Genomic DNA, 17,121 nt, shown 5'->3' with positions numbered 1-17,121 from the left:
CCGGGTCACCGCTTTCCGAACAGGCCGAGCGGGCGAACGAACAGGATCGCCACCATCAGCATATAGATCAGGAACGAGCCGATCTCCGGCCAGAAATACTTGCCGGCGACGTCACCGATGCCGAGAAGGGCGGCGCCCACGAATGAGCCGGTGATCGAGCCAAGGCCGCCCACGGAGACGACGATCAGCACGTAGACGAGGAAGTGGAAGCCAAACGACGGGTCGAGGCCGACGATCTCCACCGCAAGCGCGCCGCCGAGGCCGGCAAGGCCGCTGCCCAGCGCGAAGGTGATGCCGAAGATCTTCTCGACGTCGAGGCCGAGCCCCTTGGCCGCGCGCTGGTTGTCAACCGCGGCGCGGATCTGCGCGCCAAGCCGGGTGCGCTCGAGGCCGAAGACCAGCACACCGGTCACGATCAGCGAAATAACGATCAGGAAGATGCGGTAGACGCCGAAGCGCATGCCGAACAGCTCGACCGATCCGCGCAGCCATTCAGGCAGGATAAGGACCTGCTGCACGGTGCCGAAGAAATAGGTCGCGACAGCCGACGCCACGAAGACGACGCCGATCGTGAACAGCACCTGGTTGAGCTCGGTCGCGCCGTAAAGTCGGCGGAAGAGCAGTCTTTCGAAAATGACGCTGACGATCGCGGCGGCGAGAAAGGCCGTGGGCAATGCCAGCAGGAATGGAAAACCGAGTTGGCGCATGACTGTGACAGCGACATAGCCGCCCAGCATGCCAAATGCTCCGTGGGCCAGATTGATGAAATTCATCAGGCCCAGGGTCACCGACAATCCCACCGACAGGACGAATAGCAGCATCCCGAAGGCGAAACCGTCGAACAGAATTATGATCAAACTGCTCATATCGGCCCGTAGCGCGTGTTGATTTCGCGGCGGTTGATAGCCGAAGTCCGGAAAGAGCAGGCCTTCCGGACTTCGCACATTGAAGAATGTAAAGCGGGCAGGGCAGACCTGCCGCGCTCGTCTTTAGTGGAGCGGATCCTTAACGTTCGGGATCTCGTGGATCACGACGTTCTGGAGCTTACCGTCAACTTCCTGCACTTCGCGGATGTAAACGGTCTGGACGACGTCGCGGGTCTCCGGGTCGATCGACATCGGGCCGCGCGGGCTGTCCCAGGACATGCCCTTGGCAGCTTCGAGGAGCGCATCGCCGGAAGCGTCGCCGTTCGTCTTCTTGAGCGCCTCATAGATGAGGTGCATGCCGTCGTAACCGCCAATCGAGAACAGGTCCGGCTGGCGGCCGTTATTGGCAGCCGTATAGCCATCGACGAATTCCTTGTTGAGCGGATCGTCGCGCTCGAGCGTGTAGTGGAACGTGGTGATGATGCCGCGGGCATTCTCACCCATGCTCTCGAGGGCTTCCGGATGGGTCAGCTCGCCCTGCGCGAAGATCTTGGTCGCCGGCGGGTTCAGGCCGCGATCAGCAAGTGCCTTGCCGATGGCTGCCGGCTGAGCGCCGCCCGGAACGAAGATGTAGACGGCTTCCGGATTCGCATCCTTCACGCGCTGCACGAAGGCCGAGAAGTCCGGATTCGCGACCGGGGTGCGGTCGGAGCCGAGCATCTTGCCGCCTGCTTCAGTAAAGCCGGCCGAGAACGACTTCTCCGCGTCATGGCCCGGACCGTAGTCGGAAACGAGGGTGTAGGCCTGCTTCACGCCGCCTTCCTCGAATGCCCACTTGCCGAGCGCGTAGTTAACCTGCGGGATCGTCACACCGGTGCGGACGATATATTCCGACTGCTCGGTGACGTTCGAGGTCGCAGCGTTCATCACGACCATCAGCTTCTGCGCTTCCTCAGCGACAGGTGCCGCGCCGAGCGCTTCTGGCGTCAGGGCGAAACCTGCGATGATGTCGGCGCCGTCACGGACCACGAGCTCCTGCGCCGCGCGCTGGGCGGTATCGGCGTTCGGACCACCGGTGTCCTTCTTGATCAGCTCGATCTTCTTGCCGGCAACGGTGTCGCCATGCTTGGCAATGTAGAGATCGATGCCGGCCTGCAGCTGGTTGGCAGCGTCGGCGAACGGGCCGGAATAGGGCAGGATCACGCCGATCTTGACCGTTTCCTGAGCGAGTGCGGACGTCGACATGGCCAGGGCAACGCCAAGCGCAAGAGTGACGCGTCTAGTCAACATTAGAAAAACCTCCCTAGGTTGTCGAATTGCAGACGAACCTAAGCCCCCGTCTGCTCCTCGATACGGACTGTATACACGGATCGATATTTCGCCAAGGGGGATGTGTATAAACTGTCGCCAGCACGAGCAGGCTGGTCCGGAATCCCGACCGTACACAGAGGTTCAGGCGCGAGTGGACACCCTGGAAGATCGCTGAACCTGCGGTGTATACAAAAGTCGCAAATATCTCCCGGTGCCATGGTGCGCCGGGGCGCGCGGCGTGTATAGTTGCGACAGCTGAAAGGGGAGGATTTCAGTTGGCATGAAGCAGGGTTCAACCCGTACGCATGCGATTCGTGTGGCAATCGAGTTGCGCAGGCGCATCCTGAATGGCGAGTTCGAGGGAGGTTCTCGCCTGTTCGAGGTGGCGCTGGCGGAATCCATGCAGGTGTCTCGCACGCCGGTACGCGAGGCGATGTTCAGGCTGGCCGAGGAGGGGCTGCTCGAGCGGGTTCGGGGAGGTGGCTTCACCGTTCGCACCTTCAGCCTCAGCGACGTCGCGGATGCCATTGAATTGCGTGGCGTCCTGGAAGGAACCGCCGCGCGCCTGGCAGCTGAGCGCGGCGTGGGCGAAGCGCGGCTCCGGCAGATCCATGAGACGCTTGAGGAGATGGAGGGCTGCTTCGGTGCGACCGCCGGGGAGGTCGATTTTGACGGCTATTGCGACTTAAATGCGCGTTTCCATACCGAGCTGGCTTCTCTCGCGGGAAGCGAGGTACTGAGACGGGAGATCGATCGCGTTACCCATCTGCCATTCGCGTCACCTTCCGCATTCCTGCCGAACAATGCTGACGTCGAAGCTTTCCGACTCTCATTGCGCCCCGCGCAGGAGCAGCATCGCGACCTCCTTGATGCAATCGTTAAGCGTGAAGGGACGCGGGCCGAAGCTATTGCACGCGAGCATGCACGCGCTCCCCGGCGCAATCTGGACATCCTTTTGGCGGGCCAGCCGGATCTTTTGGCTCGTATGCCGGCTCTCGCGCTGCTCGTTACCTGAGCGGGATCGTGCGATGTACACAGAACTGTGGCGGCAGTCGTAGTCGGCCGATCCGTACGGGTGCTTTTTTGGAAACAATGGGTTAGGCGCGAATTCTTCCCCTTTCTTCCGCACCGAGTTCCTCGCGAAGAAGTCAGAATCCAACGCTCTCTCACGCTGACTGCTGATTTCGCCTCCAAACCGCCTTGCGTTTTTCGAATGTGCGATACAGTATGTATACATACTCACATTCATGGAGGAAGAAGAGTGTCAGCGACCAGCCTTGAAGCCCTGATTCAGGAGAAGGGTAATCCCGTCGACATCCTGCGCAATTCGCGCATCGGTGCGTACGTTTACCCGGTTGTCGCGCCGGAATTCTCGAACTGGCGTACCGAACAGTGGGCGTGGCGCAATTCAGCCGTGCTCTTCGATCAGTCGCATCACATGGACGAACTGATCGTCGAGGGTCCGCAGGCGGAGGAGTTCCTTGCGTATCACGGCATCAACGCCTTCGGTAACTTCGACCTGAACCGTGCGAAGCACTACGTTCCGGTCACTCCGGCCGGTCACGTCATCGGCGACCACATCATCTTCCGTGAGCGCCAGGACAAGTTCATCCTCGTCGGTCGCGCTCCGACCTCGAACTGGCTGATGTTCTGCGCCGCTTACGGCAAGTGGAATGTGCGCATCAAGCACGACCCGCGTTCGCCGTCGCGTCCGGAAGGTGAGCGCGTCCTGCGCACGCACTACCGCTACCAGATCCAGGGTCCTGAGGCGAACAAGATCCTCGAGAAGCTGAACCGCGGTCCGCTTCCGGAGATCAAGTTCTTCCACGTCGACTGGATCAACATCGGCTCGCGCCGCGTCCAGGCGCTGCGTCACGGCATGTCGGGCGCTCCGGGCCTCGAGATCTGGGGTCCGTACGAGGACAAGAACTACATCCTGTCCGAGATCATGCAGGCCGCCAAGGACGCCAACGTGGATCTCGTCCGCTGCGGCAGCCGCGCCTACTCGACCAACACCCTCGAGTCGGGCTGGATTCCGTCCCCGCTTCCGGGCATCTACACCGGCGACGGCATGCTCAAGGCCTACCGCGAGTGGCTCGGCGTCGACAGCTACGAAGCTACCGGCACGATCGGCGGTTCGTTCGTTTCGTCGAACATCGAGGACTACTACGTCAATCCGTTCGAACTCGGCTACGACTTCTACATCGGCTGGAAGAAGTCCGACTTCGTCGGTAAGGAAGCCCTCCTGAAGATGAAGGAACAGAAGAACCGCAAGAAGGTCACCTTCGAGTGGAACCGCGAGGACGTCCTCAAGGTCATCGGTTCGGCCTTCGAGCAGGGCACGCCGTACAAGTGGATCGACTTCCCGCAGCCGAACTACGCTTCGTCCTCGGCCGACATGATCCTGCACAACGGCAAGATGGTCGGTATGTCGATGTTCAACGGCTACTCCTTCAACGAGCGCTGCGTGCTCTCGCTGGGTGTCGTCGATGCGGACATCCAGGAAGGCGACGTCCTCACCATGCTGTGGGGCGAGCCGGAGCCGACCGCAAAGACCTCGACCGAGCAGCACAAGCAGGCCGAGATCCGCGTCCGCGTCTCCCCGACGCCGTATGCTCGCGACGCTCGCGAGAACTACGCAGAGAGCTGGCGCACCAAGCGCTAAGCGCAATTCCAGGGTGGCGGCCAGCAGTGGCCGCCACCACCTCCACATACGGGCCAGGGACATGAACGACCGCAAGGAAGCCTCCCAGACGCTCAAGGCCCTGATGGGTATCCGCAATCTGGTCGTGGGTGGCGTGATTGCTCGTGGGGAGCGCCTGTCCGAAGTTCCTCTTTCGGAGCGCCTTGGAATTTCCCGAACACCTATTCGCGCCGCTCTGGCGCGCCTTGAGCAGGAAGGGCTGCTCGAACGAATTCCGTCCGGCGGCTATATCGCACGCGGCTTTTCCGCCGACGAAGTTATCGATTCCATTGAGATACGCGGCGTGCTCGAAGGCACGGCAGCGCGCCTTGCGGCTGAGCGCGGCGTCGAACCGCGTAAGCTGATCGAGATCAGCAAGGTGGTGGAGGCGCTGGACGCAACAATCAATCCGAACCCTGCCAAGATCAATTTCGAACGCTACGTGGAACTCAATGCCGAGTTTCACCGGTTGCTGTCGATGCTTGCCGGAAGCGAGACCCTGCGCCGCGAGATCGAGCGCGCGACCAGCCTGCCGTTCGCCTCGCCCAGCGCGTTTCTGGAGACTGAGGAGGCGTTCGTCGTCTTCCGCCGCTCGCTCATCGGCGGTCAGGAGCAGCACCGCTCCATCGTTCAGGCAATTGAGATGCGCGAGGGCGCGCGCGCCGAAGCAATCGCGCGCGAACATGCGCGCGTCGCGCGTCAGAACCTCGAATATGTGCTCAACACCGACAAGAGCCTGCTCAGCCGCATTCCGTCCCTGAATCTGATTGTTACCTGAACGACGCAGGTCTTTGAGTGGAAAGAAAAAGCCGCCGGAAGATCGGCGGCTTTTTCGATTCGGGTCGTCAGGCGTTGCAGCGGCTGACTCAGGCTGATGCCGCCGCCGCCAGCGCGTTGGTCAGATCCTGCTTCAGGTCCTCGACGTCCTCGAGGCCGATCTGCAGGCGGATGATCGGGCCGCCGTAGCTGCGCTTCGAAACGAGGCGGTCGCCGATCCAGACATGCACGGCAAGGCTCTCGAACCCGCCCCAGGAATAGCCCAGGCCGAAGATCCTCAGCGCGTCGAGGAAGGCGTGCGCCTGCTTTTCGCCGCCGCCGTTGAGAACGATCGAGAAGATGCCGCTTGATCCCTTGAAGTCGCGCTTCCACAGCGCGTGGCTCGGGAAGCTTTCGAGAGCAGGGTGCAGCACCTGCGCAACGCCCGACTGTGCTTCCAGCCAGCGCGCTATCTCAAGTGCGTTCTTCTCGTGGCGCTCGAGACGCACGCCCATGGTCCGGAGGCCGCGCAGCACCTGATAGACATCGTCGGGAGCCGCGCAGCAGCCCATGGTAACGAAGGTCTCGTGCAGCTGATTCCAGCAGCGTTCGTTGGCGGACACCGTGCCTAACAGGATGTCCGAATGGCCGGCCGGATACTTGGTCGCCGCGTGGATCGAGACGTCGACGCCGTGGTCGAGAGGCCGGAAGTAGAGCGGCGTCGCCCAGGTGTTGTCCATCATCACGATCGCGCCGCGCGCATGCGCGGCCTGTGCGATTGCGGGAATGTCCTGGATCTCGAAGGTGTTGGACCCGGGCGATTCGGTGAACACGACCTTGGTGTTGGCCTTTATCAGTGCCGAGATGCCGCCGCCGATCGCCGGGTCGTAATATTCGACCTCGACACCGAAGCGCTTCAGCATCATGTCGGCGAAGTGGCGGGTCGGGTGGTAGACGGAATCGACGATCAGCACATGATCGCCTGCCGACAGGAAGGCCAGCATCGGGATCGTGACCGCCGCCAGACCCGACGGCACGATGATGGTTCCGGCCGAGCCTTCCAGCGTGTCCATGGCCGAGGCCAGTGCGTCGGTCGTCGGCGTGCCGCGCGTCCCGTAGGTATATTTCTGGTTGCGTGACGCCATGGTCGCTGCGTCCGGAAACAGCACTGTGGAGGCATGCACGACCGGCGGGTTCACGAAGCCGTAAAAGTCGCGCGGGTTGTTGCCGATATGGGCAAGCTGCGTGTGGATGCCCTTCTTGGTCTGGCCTGAATTGCTCATCTGTCCTCGATCCGTTTAGGGGAGGGATAGCCACTGCAGCCAGCTTCTGCAACTATCGCAGACCAACGCAGCGGCCCCGTAAAAATTGGGCCAGAGTGCCGAGTGGCGCTCCTGACGAACTATGTAAGTTTTTCCGGATAATTGGCCGGAAAACTACATTTTTTTTGCTCACTCATTGGCTCTACATGCACGAAAGATGGTGTGAGGTGCATCAATTTTGGGCAATTCTTCCCGCTGTTTCATTCGCACTTGACCGATGGTCAATAATCGCTTTCGATGGCCGCGTAATGGGAGGCGGGACGACAGGGCCTCAAGCTCTCAGGCGACCTCAGGCTGTTGACAGGGCTGCCACTGCTTCCGCAGGAACCACAAGGGGACACGCACCCCGACAAAAATTAGAAAAGGGTATGTGGGCATGAAAAAGTTTGTGACCGGAATTCTCGGATCGGCTGCGATGGTGCTGATGTCGGCTGCGGCCGGGTCGGCGGCGACGCTCGACGACGTGAAGGCCAAGGGGTTTGTCCAGTGCGGCGTCCACACCGGCCTTGCCGGTTTTGCTGCCCCCGACGATCAGGGCAACTGGAAGGGCTTCGACTCGGACTTCTGCAAGGCCGTTGCTGCCGCCGTCTTCGGGGATCCGGAGAAGGTGAAGTTCACCCCGACCAACGCGACCGAGCGGTTCACCGCGCTGCAGTCGGGTGAAATCGACCTGCTCGCGCGCAACACGACCTGGACGCTGAGCCGCGACACGTCGCTCGGCTTCAACTTCACTGGCGTCAACTACTATGACGGCCAGGGCTTCATGATCAACGCGGCGAAGCTCCCGGGCATCAACTCCGCGCTGCAGCTTTCGGGCGCCGCGATCTGCGTGCAGACCGGCACGACGACCGAGCTCAACCTCGCCGACTACTTCCGTGCCAACAACATGGAATACAACCCGGTCGTGTTCCAGGGCTTCGACGAGACCAATGCCGCTTATGAGGCTGGTCGCTGCGACGCCTACACCACCGACCAGTCCGGTCTGTATGCGCTCCGTCTGACGCTCGCCAACCCGGATGAGCACGTGGTTCTTCCGGAGATCATCTCCAAGGAGCCGCTCGGCCCGCTCGTCCGCCAGGGTGACGACCAGTGGTTCGACATCGTCAAGTGGACTCTCTTTGCGCTGATCCAGGCCGAGGAACTCGGCATCACCCAGGCCAACGTCGAGGAAATGAAGGGCTCCGACAATCCGGAGATCAAGCGCATCCTCGGCCAGGAGCCGGAATCCAAGATTGGCGCGATGCTCGGCCTCGAAAACGACTGGGTCGTGAAAGTGGTCGCCGGCGTCGGCAACTATGGCGAGATGTTCGAGCGTAACATCGGCCAGGAGAGCCCACTCAAGATCGCCCGCGGCCTGAACCAACTCTGGACCAAGGGCGGCCTGCAGTACGCTCCGCCGCTCCGCTAAGAAATTTGCTCCGGCTGCCGGCAACCCCGGCAGCCGCTTTTCTTGGTGCCCGGTGCAAATGCACGCCTTGATCTTTGCAAGGTGAGTACCGGCTCTGGAAATTATCGGGAATGACGGAGACGCTACGCACGTCCCCGCACCGAACCAAGGGGAACCACATGGCATCGACTGAGGTGCTGCGCGCTGACACGTCAGCACGCGTCTCGTGGAAGAACGATCCGCGGGTTCGCGGGATCATCTTCCAGGTACTTGTCGTGGTCATTCTGGCCGCGGCGGTCTACTGGATTTGGGGAAATACGGTAGACAATCTTCGCCGAGCGAACATTTCGTCCGGCTTTGGCTTCCTTGATCGCCGTAGCGGTTTCGACGTCTCGCAGTCACTGATCCAATACACGGCGGACTCATCCTTCCGCAGCGCGCTGATCGTTGGCCTGCTGAACACGATCCTTGTCGCCATTTGCGGCATCATCACTGCGACCATCATCGGCTTCCTTGTCGGCGTCGGCCGGCTGTCTGGCAACTGGCTCATCGCCAAGATCTGCACGGTTTATGTCGAGGTGTTCCGCAACATCCCGCCGCTGCTCGTCATCTTTTTCTGGTATCTCGGTGTGCTGTCGGTGCTGCCCGGGCCGCGCGACAGTCTTGAGCTGCCATTCTCGTCCTATCTCAACAACCGTGGCTTCTTCCTGCCGAAGGCCATCTGGGAAGAGAGTGCGTGGCTCATTCCGGCCGCTCTCGTCGTCGGCATCATCGTCGCCTTCATCGTCAACCGCTGGGCCTACCGGCGCCAGATGCAGACCGGCCAGCCGTTCCCGCGGCTTGCAACATCGCTCGGCCTCATCATTGGCCTGCCGCTGCTGGTGACGTTGCTGCTCGGCATCCCGGTCAGCTTCGAGTTCCCGCAGAAGGGCACCTTCAACCTCAGCGGCGGCTTCCAGGTGAAGCCCGAGTTCCTGTCGCTGTACCTGGCGCTGTCTTTCTACACCGCCTCGTTCATCGCCGAGATCGTTCGCGCCGGTATCCTCGGCGTCAACCGCGGTCAAACAGAAGCCTCCTACGCTCTCGGCTTGCGCTCCGGCCTGACGCTCAGGCTGGTGGTGATCCCGCAGGCGATGCGCATCATCATCCCGCCGCTTACCAGCCAGTATCTCAACCTGACGAAGAACTCGTCGCTCGCCGTCTTCGTCGGCTATCCCGACCTCGTCCAGATCGGCCAGACGACGATGAACCAGACCGGCCAGGCGATCGAGGTCGTGGCCATCTGGATGGTCATCTATCTCGGCCTCAGCCTGTCGACCGCAGCCTTCATGAACTGGTTCAACGCCAAGATGGCGCTGGTGGAGAGATAAGATGACGAGCGCTGATCTTTCCTATGTCCGCACCGAAATGCTGGGGCCGCAGCCGGCCCCGTCGCGGGCCCGCGGTTTTGGCGCCTGGCTGCGCGCCAACCTGTTTGCCTCGCCGATGGACACGGTGCTTACGCTGCTTGGCCTGTTCCTGATCGTCTGGTTCGTGCCGAATATGCTGCGCTGGGCGTTCATCGATGCCGTATGGTCTGGACCCGACCGTACCGTCTGCGCCACCGTTTCGCAGGGTGGCGTCCGGCCGGACGGCTGGTCCGGTGCGTGCTGGGCGTTCGTCAACGCGAAGTTCGCCCAGTTCATGTACGGTCGCTACACCTACAGCGAGCGCTGGCGCGTCGATCTCACGGCGATCCTGTTCGTACTGCTGCTGGTGCCGCTGCTGATCCCGCGCGTACCCTACAAGGCCCTCAACGCGCTGCTGCTGTTTGTCGTCTTCCCGATCGTCGCCTTCTTCCTGCTGGTCGGCGGCTATTTTGGCCTGCGCTATGTGCCGACCTCGGAATGGGGCGGGCTGCTGGTGACGATCGTGCTGTCGGTCGTCGGCATTGCAGTGTCGCTGCCGCTTGGCATCGTGCTGGCGCTGGGACGACGATCCAAGATGCCGGCGATCAAGATGATCTGCGTCATCTTCATTGAGCTGGTGCGCGGCGTGCCGCTGGTGACCGTGCTGTTCATGGCCTCGGTGATGCTGCCGTTGTTCATGCCGGCGGGCATGACCTTCGACCGGTTCCTGCGCGCGCTGGTGGGTGTTGCCCTTTTCGCGTCAGCCTACATGGCGGAGGTGGTTCGCGGGGGCCTGCAGGCGATCCCGAAGGGGCAGTACGAGGGCGCGGATTCGCTCGGCCTCAGCTACTGGCAGAAGATGTGCCTGATCATCCTGCCGCAGGCACTGAAGCTGGTCATCCCCGGCATCGTCAACAGCTTCATCAGCCTCTTCAAGGACACGAGCCTGGTCTACATCATCGGCATGTTTGACCTACTGGGCATCGTGCGCCAGAACTTTACTGACGCCGCCTGGGCATCCGCGCAGACGCCGATGTCGGGGCTGATCTTCGCCGGCGCCGTCTTCTGGATCTTCTGTTTCGGCATGTCCCGCTACTCGATCTGGATGGAGCGGCGGCTTGACACCGGATACCGCCGATGAACACGACCTCCCGTAACAAACACAAGACAAGGCCGAAGAGCCACAGGGGAACAGAAAATGGCCACTGAAAACGCTGTTGCCGCGAACGAGATCGCCGTCGACCGCTCCAAGATGAAGGTGTCGGACACGGACGTCGCCATCGAAATCATCGGCATGCACAAGTGGTACGGTGACTTCCACGTCCTCAAGGACATCAATCTCAAGGTGATGCGCGGCGAGCGCATCGTCGTGGCCGGCCCGTCGGGCTCCGGCAAGTCGACGATGATCCGCTGCATCAACCGCCTTGAGGAGCACCAGAAGGGCAAGATCATCGTCGATGGCATCGAGCTCACCAACGATCTCAAGAAGATCGACGAGGTGCGGCGCGAGGTCGGCATGGTGTTCCAGCACTTCAACCTCTTCCCGCACCTGACGATCCTTGAAAACTGCACACTGGCGCCGATTTGGGTGCGCAAGATGCCGAAGAAGCAGGCCGAGGAAATCGCGATGCATTTCCTCACCCGCGTGAAAATCCCGGAGCAGGCGCACAAATACCCGGGCCAGCTATCGGGCGGCCAGCAGCAGCGCGTGGCGATCGCCCGCTCGCTCTGCATGAACCCTCGCATCATGCTGTTCGACGAGCCGACCTCGGCGCTCGACCCGGAGATGATCAAGGAAGTGCTGGAGACGATGGTCGGTCTTGCCGAGGAAGGCATGACGATGATCTGCGTGACCCACGAGATGGGTTTCGCCCGTCAGGTCGCCAACCGCGTCATCTTCATGGATCAGGGCCAGATCGTCGAGCAAAACACGCCGGCCGAGTTCTTTGACAATCCGCGTCACGAACGCACCAAGCTGTTCCTGTCACAAATCCTGCACTGACAATCGTTCCGAGGCGGGCGAGGGGAAACCTTTACTCGTCTTCGTTTTATCAGGCGGTCCTGAACCAGACGGGCAGGGCCGCTCTCAGTGCTGGGTGTAGCCGTAGAGCCAGTCGAAGCCGGTGGCGAGCTGCTGCGGAGTGCGTCGCGAAAGCACGATGTCGCGGCCGAGCGCGATGGGCCCAGAGGCGTGCCAGGCGAAGCGGTTGAACCTGCCGCGGCTGGCAACGCGGCGCAGGCGCGGCTTGCGTTGCGCCTCGTAGGCCGTGAGCGCGGCGGGGATATCCGGATGCGCCTTCAGCTGCTCCGCCAGCGCCTGCGCGTCCTCGATTGCCATCGCCGCTCCCTGTGCTGCATAGGGGCTGACGGCATGTGCGGCATCGCCGATCAGCGCGACCTTGCCCGCAAAAGTCCACGGCGTCGCTGCCGGCACCTCATGGATCGGCCAGGTGGTCCAGCGCTGCGCCCCCCGGACCAGCGCCAGCAGGGCAGGGTCCGCGCCCGCTATGGCCACTTCAAGGCGTGTGGAGGTGGAGTCGTTAGACCAGGACATCGCCTCGGCGAGGCCCGGCGTGACGGCGACTAGATTGATCTCTTTGCCGGCGCGGATCGGGTAGGCGACCAGATGGAAGTTGCGGTGGAGGAAGGTGGTAACGCGGTCGATGGGCACGAGCTTGCCGCCATCGCCGACCGTCGTGCGCCAGGCGATGTAGCCGGTGTAGAAGCTGCCGATGCCCTTGCCGAACAGGCCGCGCACCGTCGACCAAACGCCATCTGCGCCGACGACGAGGTCGCTGGTAGCTTCGAAATGATGATCCGCTCCGGCGATGGTGAGAGAACAGTTCCCCTTGGTGGTCGAGACACGCTCGACGCGGGCGCCGGTCACCAGGGTGATTGACGGATTATCGAGCGCAGCCTCGAGCAGCGCCTTCTGCAGGTCAGCGCGATGGATGGTAAGGTATGGAGCGCCCCAGCGGTCGAGGGCGAACTGGCCAAGCTCTACCGAGGAGAGCAGCCGGAGGCTGTCAGCCCGACGGATGGCGATTTCGCTCGGGCGGACGGCATGCGGGAGAAGACGGTCGAGAACGCCAAGCTCACGCAGGATGCGGGTGGCATTGGGAGACAGCTGCAGTCCAGCGCCGACTTCCTGCAGTTGTGGGGCGCGCTCGTAGATCGTGACCTTGTACCCAGCGCGAGCCATCGCTAGCGCACAGGTGAGGCCGGCGATTCCGGCTCCTGCTATCGCGATTTGCCCCGCTTCGGGCATCTTCTATCGGTCAGGCTGCGTTGGGGTGGTAAAGAGCGCCGGCCGGGTTGGTCTCGTCAGCCTTAAGCTTCGGATCGTAGCGGTACAGCGTCGAGCAGTACGGGCAGATCTTTTCGGACTCGTCGCCCATGTCGAGGAAGATGTGCGGGTGGTCGAAGGGCGGGTTAGCCCCAACGCACATGAACTCCTTCACCCCGATCGCGATCGCGGGATGACCTGCGTCGTTCTGGAAATGCGGTACCGCGTGGCCAGCCATGAGATGCTCCCGGATTCCTATGCCGATTGCGCCTGCGAGAGCGTTTGCCGCATAAACGTGGTCTTTGCAAGTTGATGATATCAAACTGTCGCAAATGCCTGCCAGAAGCTAAGCTGGCAGCATGCCGTTTGCCTGCGGCAGGGGAAAAACAGGACGATGAACGAGCTCAAGCCCGCGACAAGTGAATTCACTGGCGAGATACAGGCCCTGTCGGCGTCGCCCGACGGCAACCCTGATCGTTTCGTCAATCGTGAATTCTCGTGGCTGCAGTTCAACCGGCGCGTGCTGAGCGAGGCGGAGAACCCGAATCATCCGCTCCTTGAGCGTGTCCGCTTCCTGTCGATCTCCGCCGATAACCTCGACGAGTTCTTCATGGTGCGCGTGGCGGGCCTTGCCGGCCAGGTCCGGCAGGGCATCGCCATCAAGAGCCCGGACGGGCGCACCCCGGAGCAGCAGCTGGAACTGCTGCTTTTCGAGGTCGCGAGGCTGCAGGAGGACCAGCAGCGCGCCTATGCCCATCTGACCGAGCTGCTGCGGCAGGAGGGGATCGAGGTCATCCGCGCCGAAAATCTCGAGCGCGAAGAGCTGGAGTGGCTCGACGCCCATTTCATGGAAGCGATCTTCCCGGTGCTAACGCCGCTGTCGATCGACCCGGCGCATCCATTCCCGTTCATTCCGAACCTGGGCTTCTCGATCGCATTGCAGCTGCGCCACCTGCGCAACCGCGAGCAGATGACGGCGCTGCTGCGTCTTCCCACGGCACTGCGTCGCTACATCCTTATTCCGGGCAACGGCTCGTGCGTCCGCTTCATCAAGTTGGAAGAGGTGGTCGCGCTCTTCATCGGCAAGCTGTTCCCCGGCTACGAGGTCGAGGGATCGGGCACGTTCCGCATCATCCGTGACTCGGATATCGAAGTTGAGGAAGAGGCGGAGGACCTGGTACGCCTGTTCGAGAGTGCGCTGAAGCGCCGCCGGCGCGGCCAGGTGATCCGCATCGAGTTCGACGACAAGATGCCCGGGGCGCTGCGCGAATTCGTGGCGACCGAGCTTGAGGTGCCGGCGTCGCGCATTTCGATTTTGCAGCGGCCGCTTGCGGTCAATCATGTCTCTGAGCTGGTTTCGCTGCCGCGCGATGAGCTCAAGTTCACGCCCTACAATCCGCGCTTCCCCGAGCGCATCCGCGAGCACGGCGGCGACTGTTTCTCGGCGATCCGCGAGAAGGACATCATCGTCCACCACCCCTATGAGTCGTTCGACGCCGTGGTGCAGTTCCTGCGCCAGGCTGCGTTCGACCCGGATGTGGTCGCGATCAAGCAAACGCTGTACCGCACCTCGAATGACAGCCCGATCGTGCGCGCGCTGATCGAGGCGGCCGAGGCCGGCAAGTCGGTGACGGCGCTGGTCGAGCTCAAGGCCCGCTTCGACGAGGAAGCCAACATCCGCTGGGCGAGGGACCTGGAGCGCGCCGGCGTGCAGGTCGTGTTCGGCTTCCTGGAGCTGAAGACCCACGCCAAGATGTCGCTGGTGGTGCGCCGCGAGGACGGCAAGTTGCGCAACTACGTCCACCTCGGCACCGGCAACTACCATCCGATCACCGCGCGTATCTATACGGACCTTTCATTCTTCACCTCGGACCCGGTGATCGCCCGCGACGTTGCGCAGATCTTCAACTTCATCACGGGCTATGCGGAGCCTACCGGCGAGATGCGCCTGGCGATCTCGCCCTTTGGCCTGCGCAGCCGTATCCTGAAGCACATCGAAGATGAAGTCCGCTTCGTGCAGGAGGGCAAGCCCGGCCAGATCTGGATGAAGATGAACTCGCTGGTCGACCCGATCGTCATCGACGCGCTCTACGAGGCAAGCCGCGCCGGGGTCGAAATCGACCTCGTCGTGCGCGGCATCTGCTGCCTGCGGCCGCAGGTGCCCGGCCTTTCGGAAAACATCCGCGTGAAATCGATCGTCGGTCGGTTCCTCGAGCACAGCCGCATCTACTGCTTCGGCAATGGCAGCGGTCTGCCGTCGGACGAGGCCATCGTCTATATCGGCTCGGCCGACATGATGCCGCGCAATCTCGATCGCCGCGTCGAGACGCTGGTCCCAATCACGAATCCGACCGTGCACGAGCAAGTGCTCGGCCAGATCATGCTGGGCAATATTATGGACAACCAGCAGAGTTTCGAGGTACTGGCGGACGGAACCTCGCGGCGGATCGTCCCCGAGGAAGGCGAAGAGCCTTTCAACGCGCAGGAGTATTTCATGACCAATCCGAGCCTTTCGGGTCGTGGTGATGCCCTGAAATCTCATGCGCCACAGCGCATTGCGCAGTACAAGCGCCGCAAGAAAGCCAGCGTGGCAACCTCAGCATGATCTCTGTATCGCAGGGCCGGCTTCCAGATCGCCGGCCTTTGTCCATCGTGGACATTGGATCGAACTCGATCCGCCTCGTCATCTACGAGGGGATCGCCCGATCCCCAACCATCTTGTTCAACGAGAAGATGCTGGCGGGCCTCGGCCGCGGAATCTACTCCACCGGCAAGCTCGACCCGAAGGCGGTCGATATGGCGCTGGAAGAGTTCCGACGCTTTCGGGCACTGTCAGAGCAGGCCGGGGCGCAATCGCTGCACGTGATCGCGACGGCGGCGGCGCGCGAGGCCGAGAATGGCCCCGACTTCATCCGCCGCGCCGAGGACGTGTTTCGCGTACCGATCCGTGTCCTCACCGGCCGCGAGGAGGCAACCTACGCCGGCCTCGGCATCATCTCTGCCTTCCATGATCCCGATGGCATCTCTGGTGACCTCGGCGGTGGCAGCCTGGAGCTCGTCGACGTCAAGGGCGAGGAGATCGGCGAGGGCATCACGCTGCCGCTTGGTGGCCTGCGGCTGCAGGAAATGGCGAAGGGCTCGACTTCGCGGGCATCAAACATTGCGCGCACGAAGCTGAAGCGTGCGAGCTTCCTAGAAGAGGGCAAGGGCCGCACCTTCTACTGCGTTGGCGGCACCTGGCGAAACCTTGCTCGCCTGCACATGACCTCGCAGGGCTACCCGCTCGACGTGATGCACCACTACGAGTTCGAGTTGGACAAGCTCGGCAGCTTCCTGCGGCAGGTGATAGACGGCGACATTTCGCGCATGAAGGGCGTCGAGCGCATCTCGAAGTCGCGCCGCGCGCTGTTGCCTTACGGTGCAGCGGTGTTGCGCGAGATCGTCCAGGCGATGAAGCCGGGCAAGGTGGTGGTGTCAGCGCTCGGCGTGCGCGAGGGCTACCTCTATTCGCTGCTCGACGAGCAGCAGAAGCGCCAGGATCCGCTCATCTCGGCAGCCGAGGAACTCGCCGTCCTGCGTGCGCGCTCGGTTACGCACTGCCGCGAGCTGGAGGCCTGGACCGGCGAGGCCTTTGAGGCCTTCGGCATCGAGGAGACGGTGGAGGAAGCGCGCTACCGCCGCGCCGCCTGTCTGCTCACCGATATCGGCTGGCGCGCTCACCCCGACTATCGCGGCACGCAGTCGCTCAATATCATCGCCCACGGCTCGTTCATCGGCGTCGATCACCCGGGCCGCGCCTTCATCGCGCTGACCAGCCTGTTCCGCCACGAGGGCATCTACGAAGATGACGTCTCGCCGGTGATGCGTTCGCTTGCCGGGCCGCTCTATCTCGAACGCGCCCGCATCCTCGGCGCACTGCTGCGCGTCGTCTACCTGTTCTCGGCCTCGATGCCCGGCATCATCCCAAAGCTCAAGTGGCGGAAGGGCGAGGGCCGGAAGCTGTCGCTGGTGGTGCCGAAGAGCCATGCCGACCTGAGGGGCGAGCGGCCCGACAAGCGCATGGCCCTGCTCGGCAAGGTGCTGAACCGTCCAATGGACATCGTCGTCGCCGACGACTGAGGC

Annotated in this window: 14 protein-coding genes; 9 read left to right on the top strand and 5 right to left on the bottom strand. The window is 62.4% G+C overall.

The genetic code is table 11. The features are described 5' to 3' along the window. Nucleotides 1-5: 5 nt before the first annotated feature. Together L610_RS00265 and L610_RS00260 are read right to left on the bottom strand one after the other, a co-directional pair. Nucleotides 6-857: a branched-chain amino acid ABC transporter permease gene (locus L610_RS00265; protein ID WP_198019539.1), complete on the bottom strand. Its 852-nt coding sequence runs from the start codon at nt 855-857 to the stop codon at nt 6-8. A 132-nt stretch (nt 858-989) separates the two neighbouring features. Next, nucleotides 990-2,156 (bottom strand): ABC transporter substrate-binding protein, encoded by a 1,167-nt coding sequence (locus L610_RS00260; protein WP_024847901.1) that lies wholly within the window; start codon nt 2,154-2,156, stop codon nt 990-992. A 301-nt stretch (nt 2,157-2,457) separates the two neighbouring features. Between L610_RS00260 and L610_RS00255 the strand changes: the two genes are divergently transcribed. The 3 genes from L610_RS00255 to L610_RS00245 all read left to right on the top strand — a co-directional run bounded on the left by L610_RS00255 (nt 2,458) and on the right by L610_RS00245 (nt 5,638). After that, nucleotides 2,458-3,192: a GntR family transcriptional regulator gene (locus tag L610_RS00255; protein ID WP_024847900.1), complete on the top strand. Its 735-nt coding sequence runs from the start codon at nt 2,458-2,460 to the stop codon at nt 3,190-3,192. A 246-nt stretch (nt 3,193-3,438) separates the two neighbouring features. Beyond that, nucleotides 3,439-4,842, top strand: coding sequence for an aminomethyltransferase family protein (locus L610_RS00250; protein ID WP_024847899.1), 1,404 nt, complete (start codon nt 3,439-3,441; stop codon nt 4,840-4,842). A 61-nt stretch (nt 4,843-4,903) separates the two neighbouring features. Continuing rightward, entirely contained in the window at nt 4,904-5,638 is a 735-nt protein-coding gene (locus L610_RS00245) for a GntR family transcriptional regulator (RefSeq protein ID WP_144701555.1), read from the top strand. An 88-nt stretch (nt 5,639-5,726) separates the two neighbouring features. Here L610_RS00245 and L610_RS00240 read toward each other — a convergent pair whose 3' ends face one another. Beyond that, entirely contained in the window at nt 5,727-6,899 is a 1,173-nt protein-coding gene (locus L610_RS00240) for a cystathionine beta-lyase (RefSeq protein ID WP_144701552.1), read from the bottom strand. A gap of 415 nt (nt 6,900-7,314) precedes the next feature. Between L610_RS00240 and L610_RS00235 the strand changes: the two genes are divergently transcribed. From L610_RS00235 to L610_RS00220, 4 genes are all read left to right on the top strand, one after another. After that, nucleotides 7,315-8,346, top strand: coding sequence for an amino acid ABC transporter substrate-binding protein (locus L610_RS00235; protein ID WP_144701549.1), 1,032 nt, complete (start codon nt 7,315-7,317; stop codon nt 8,344-8,346). 158 nt (nt 8,347-8,504) lie between these two features. After that, entirely contained in the window at nt 8,505-9,695 is a 1,191-nt protein-coding gene (locus tag L610_RS00230; protein ID WP_144701546.1) for an amino acid ABC transporter permease, read from the top strand. 1 nt (nt 9,696) lies between these two features. Then, complete coding sequence (locus L610_RS00225; protein ID WP_144701543.1) at nt 9,697-10,854, top strand: amino acid ABC transporter permease; 1,158 nt, start codon at nt 9,697-9,699, stop codon at nt 10,852-10,854. A 57-nt stretch (nt 10,855-10,911) separates the two neighbouring features. Continuing rightward, nucleotides 10,912-11,715 carry an amino acid ABC transporter ATP-binding protein gene (locus L610_RS00220; RefSeq protein WP_144701539.1) on the top strand — a complete coding sequence of 268 codons (804 nt, stop codon included), beginning with the start codon at nt 10,912-10,914 and terminating at the stop codon, nt 11,713-11,715. A gap of 84 nt (nt 11,716-11,799) precedes the next feature. Here L610_RS00220 and L610_RS00215 read toward each other — a convergent pair whose 3' ends face one another. Together L610_RS00215 and L610_RS00210 are read right to left on the bottom strand one after the other, a co-directional pair. Then, nucleotides 11,800-12,981 carry an FAD-dependent oxidoreductase gene (locus L610_RS00215; protein WP_144701536.1) on the bottom strand — a complete coding sequence of 394 codons (1,182 nt, stop codon included), beginning with the start codon at nt 12,979-12,981 and terminating at the stop codon, nt 11,800-11,802. Nucleotides 12,982-12,991: 10 nt separating this feature from the next. Continuing rightward, nucleotides 12,992-13,237: a zinc-finger domain-containing protein gene (locus L610_RS00210; protein ID WP_024847891.1), complete on the bottom strand. Its 246-nt coding sequence runs from the start codon at nt 13,235-13,237 to the stop codon at nt 12,992-12,994. Between the two features lie 156 nt (nt 13,238-13,393). Between L610_RS00210 and L610_RS00205 the strand changes: the two genes are divergently transcribed. Further along, nucleotides 13,394-15,604 (top strand): RNA degradosome polyphosphate kinase, encoded by a 2,211-nt coding sequence (locus L610_RS00205; RefSeq protein WP_144701533.1) that lies wholly within the window; start codon nt 13,394-13,396, stop codon nt 15,602-15,604. Next, nucleotides 15,601-17,118 (top strand): exopolyphosphatase, encoded by a 1,518-nt coding sequence (ppx, locus tag L610_RS00200; protein WP_144701529.1) that lies wholly within the window; start codon nt 15,601-15,603, stop codon nt 17,116-17,118. The genes L610_RS00205 and ppx overlap by 4 nt, the downstream gene beginning before the upstream one ends. The last annotated feature ends 3 nt before the right edge of the window (nt 17,119-17,121 follow it).

Source organism: Aminobacter sp. J44 (assembly GCF_007829415.1).
Taxonomy (GTDB): domain Bacteria; phylum Pseudomonadota; class Alphaproteobacteria; order Rhizobiales; family Rhizobiaceae; genus Aerobium.
Note: the sequence above shows the minus strand (reverse complement) of the source record. Positions and strands in the feature narration are given on the sequence as shown.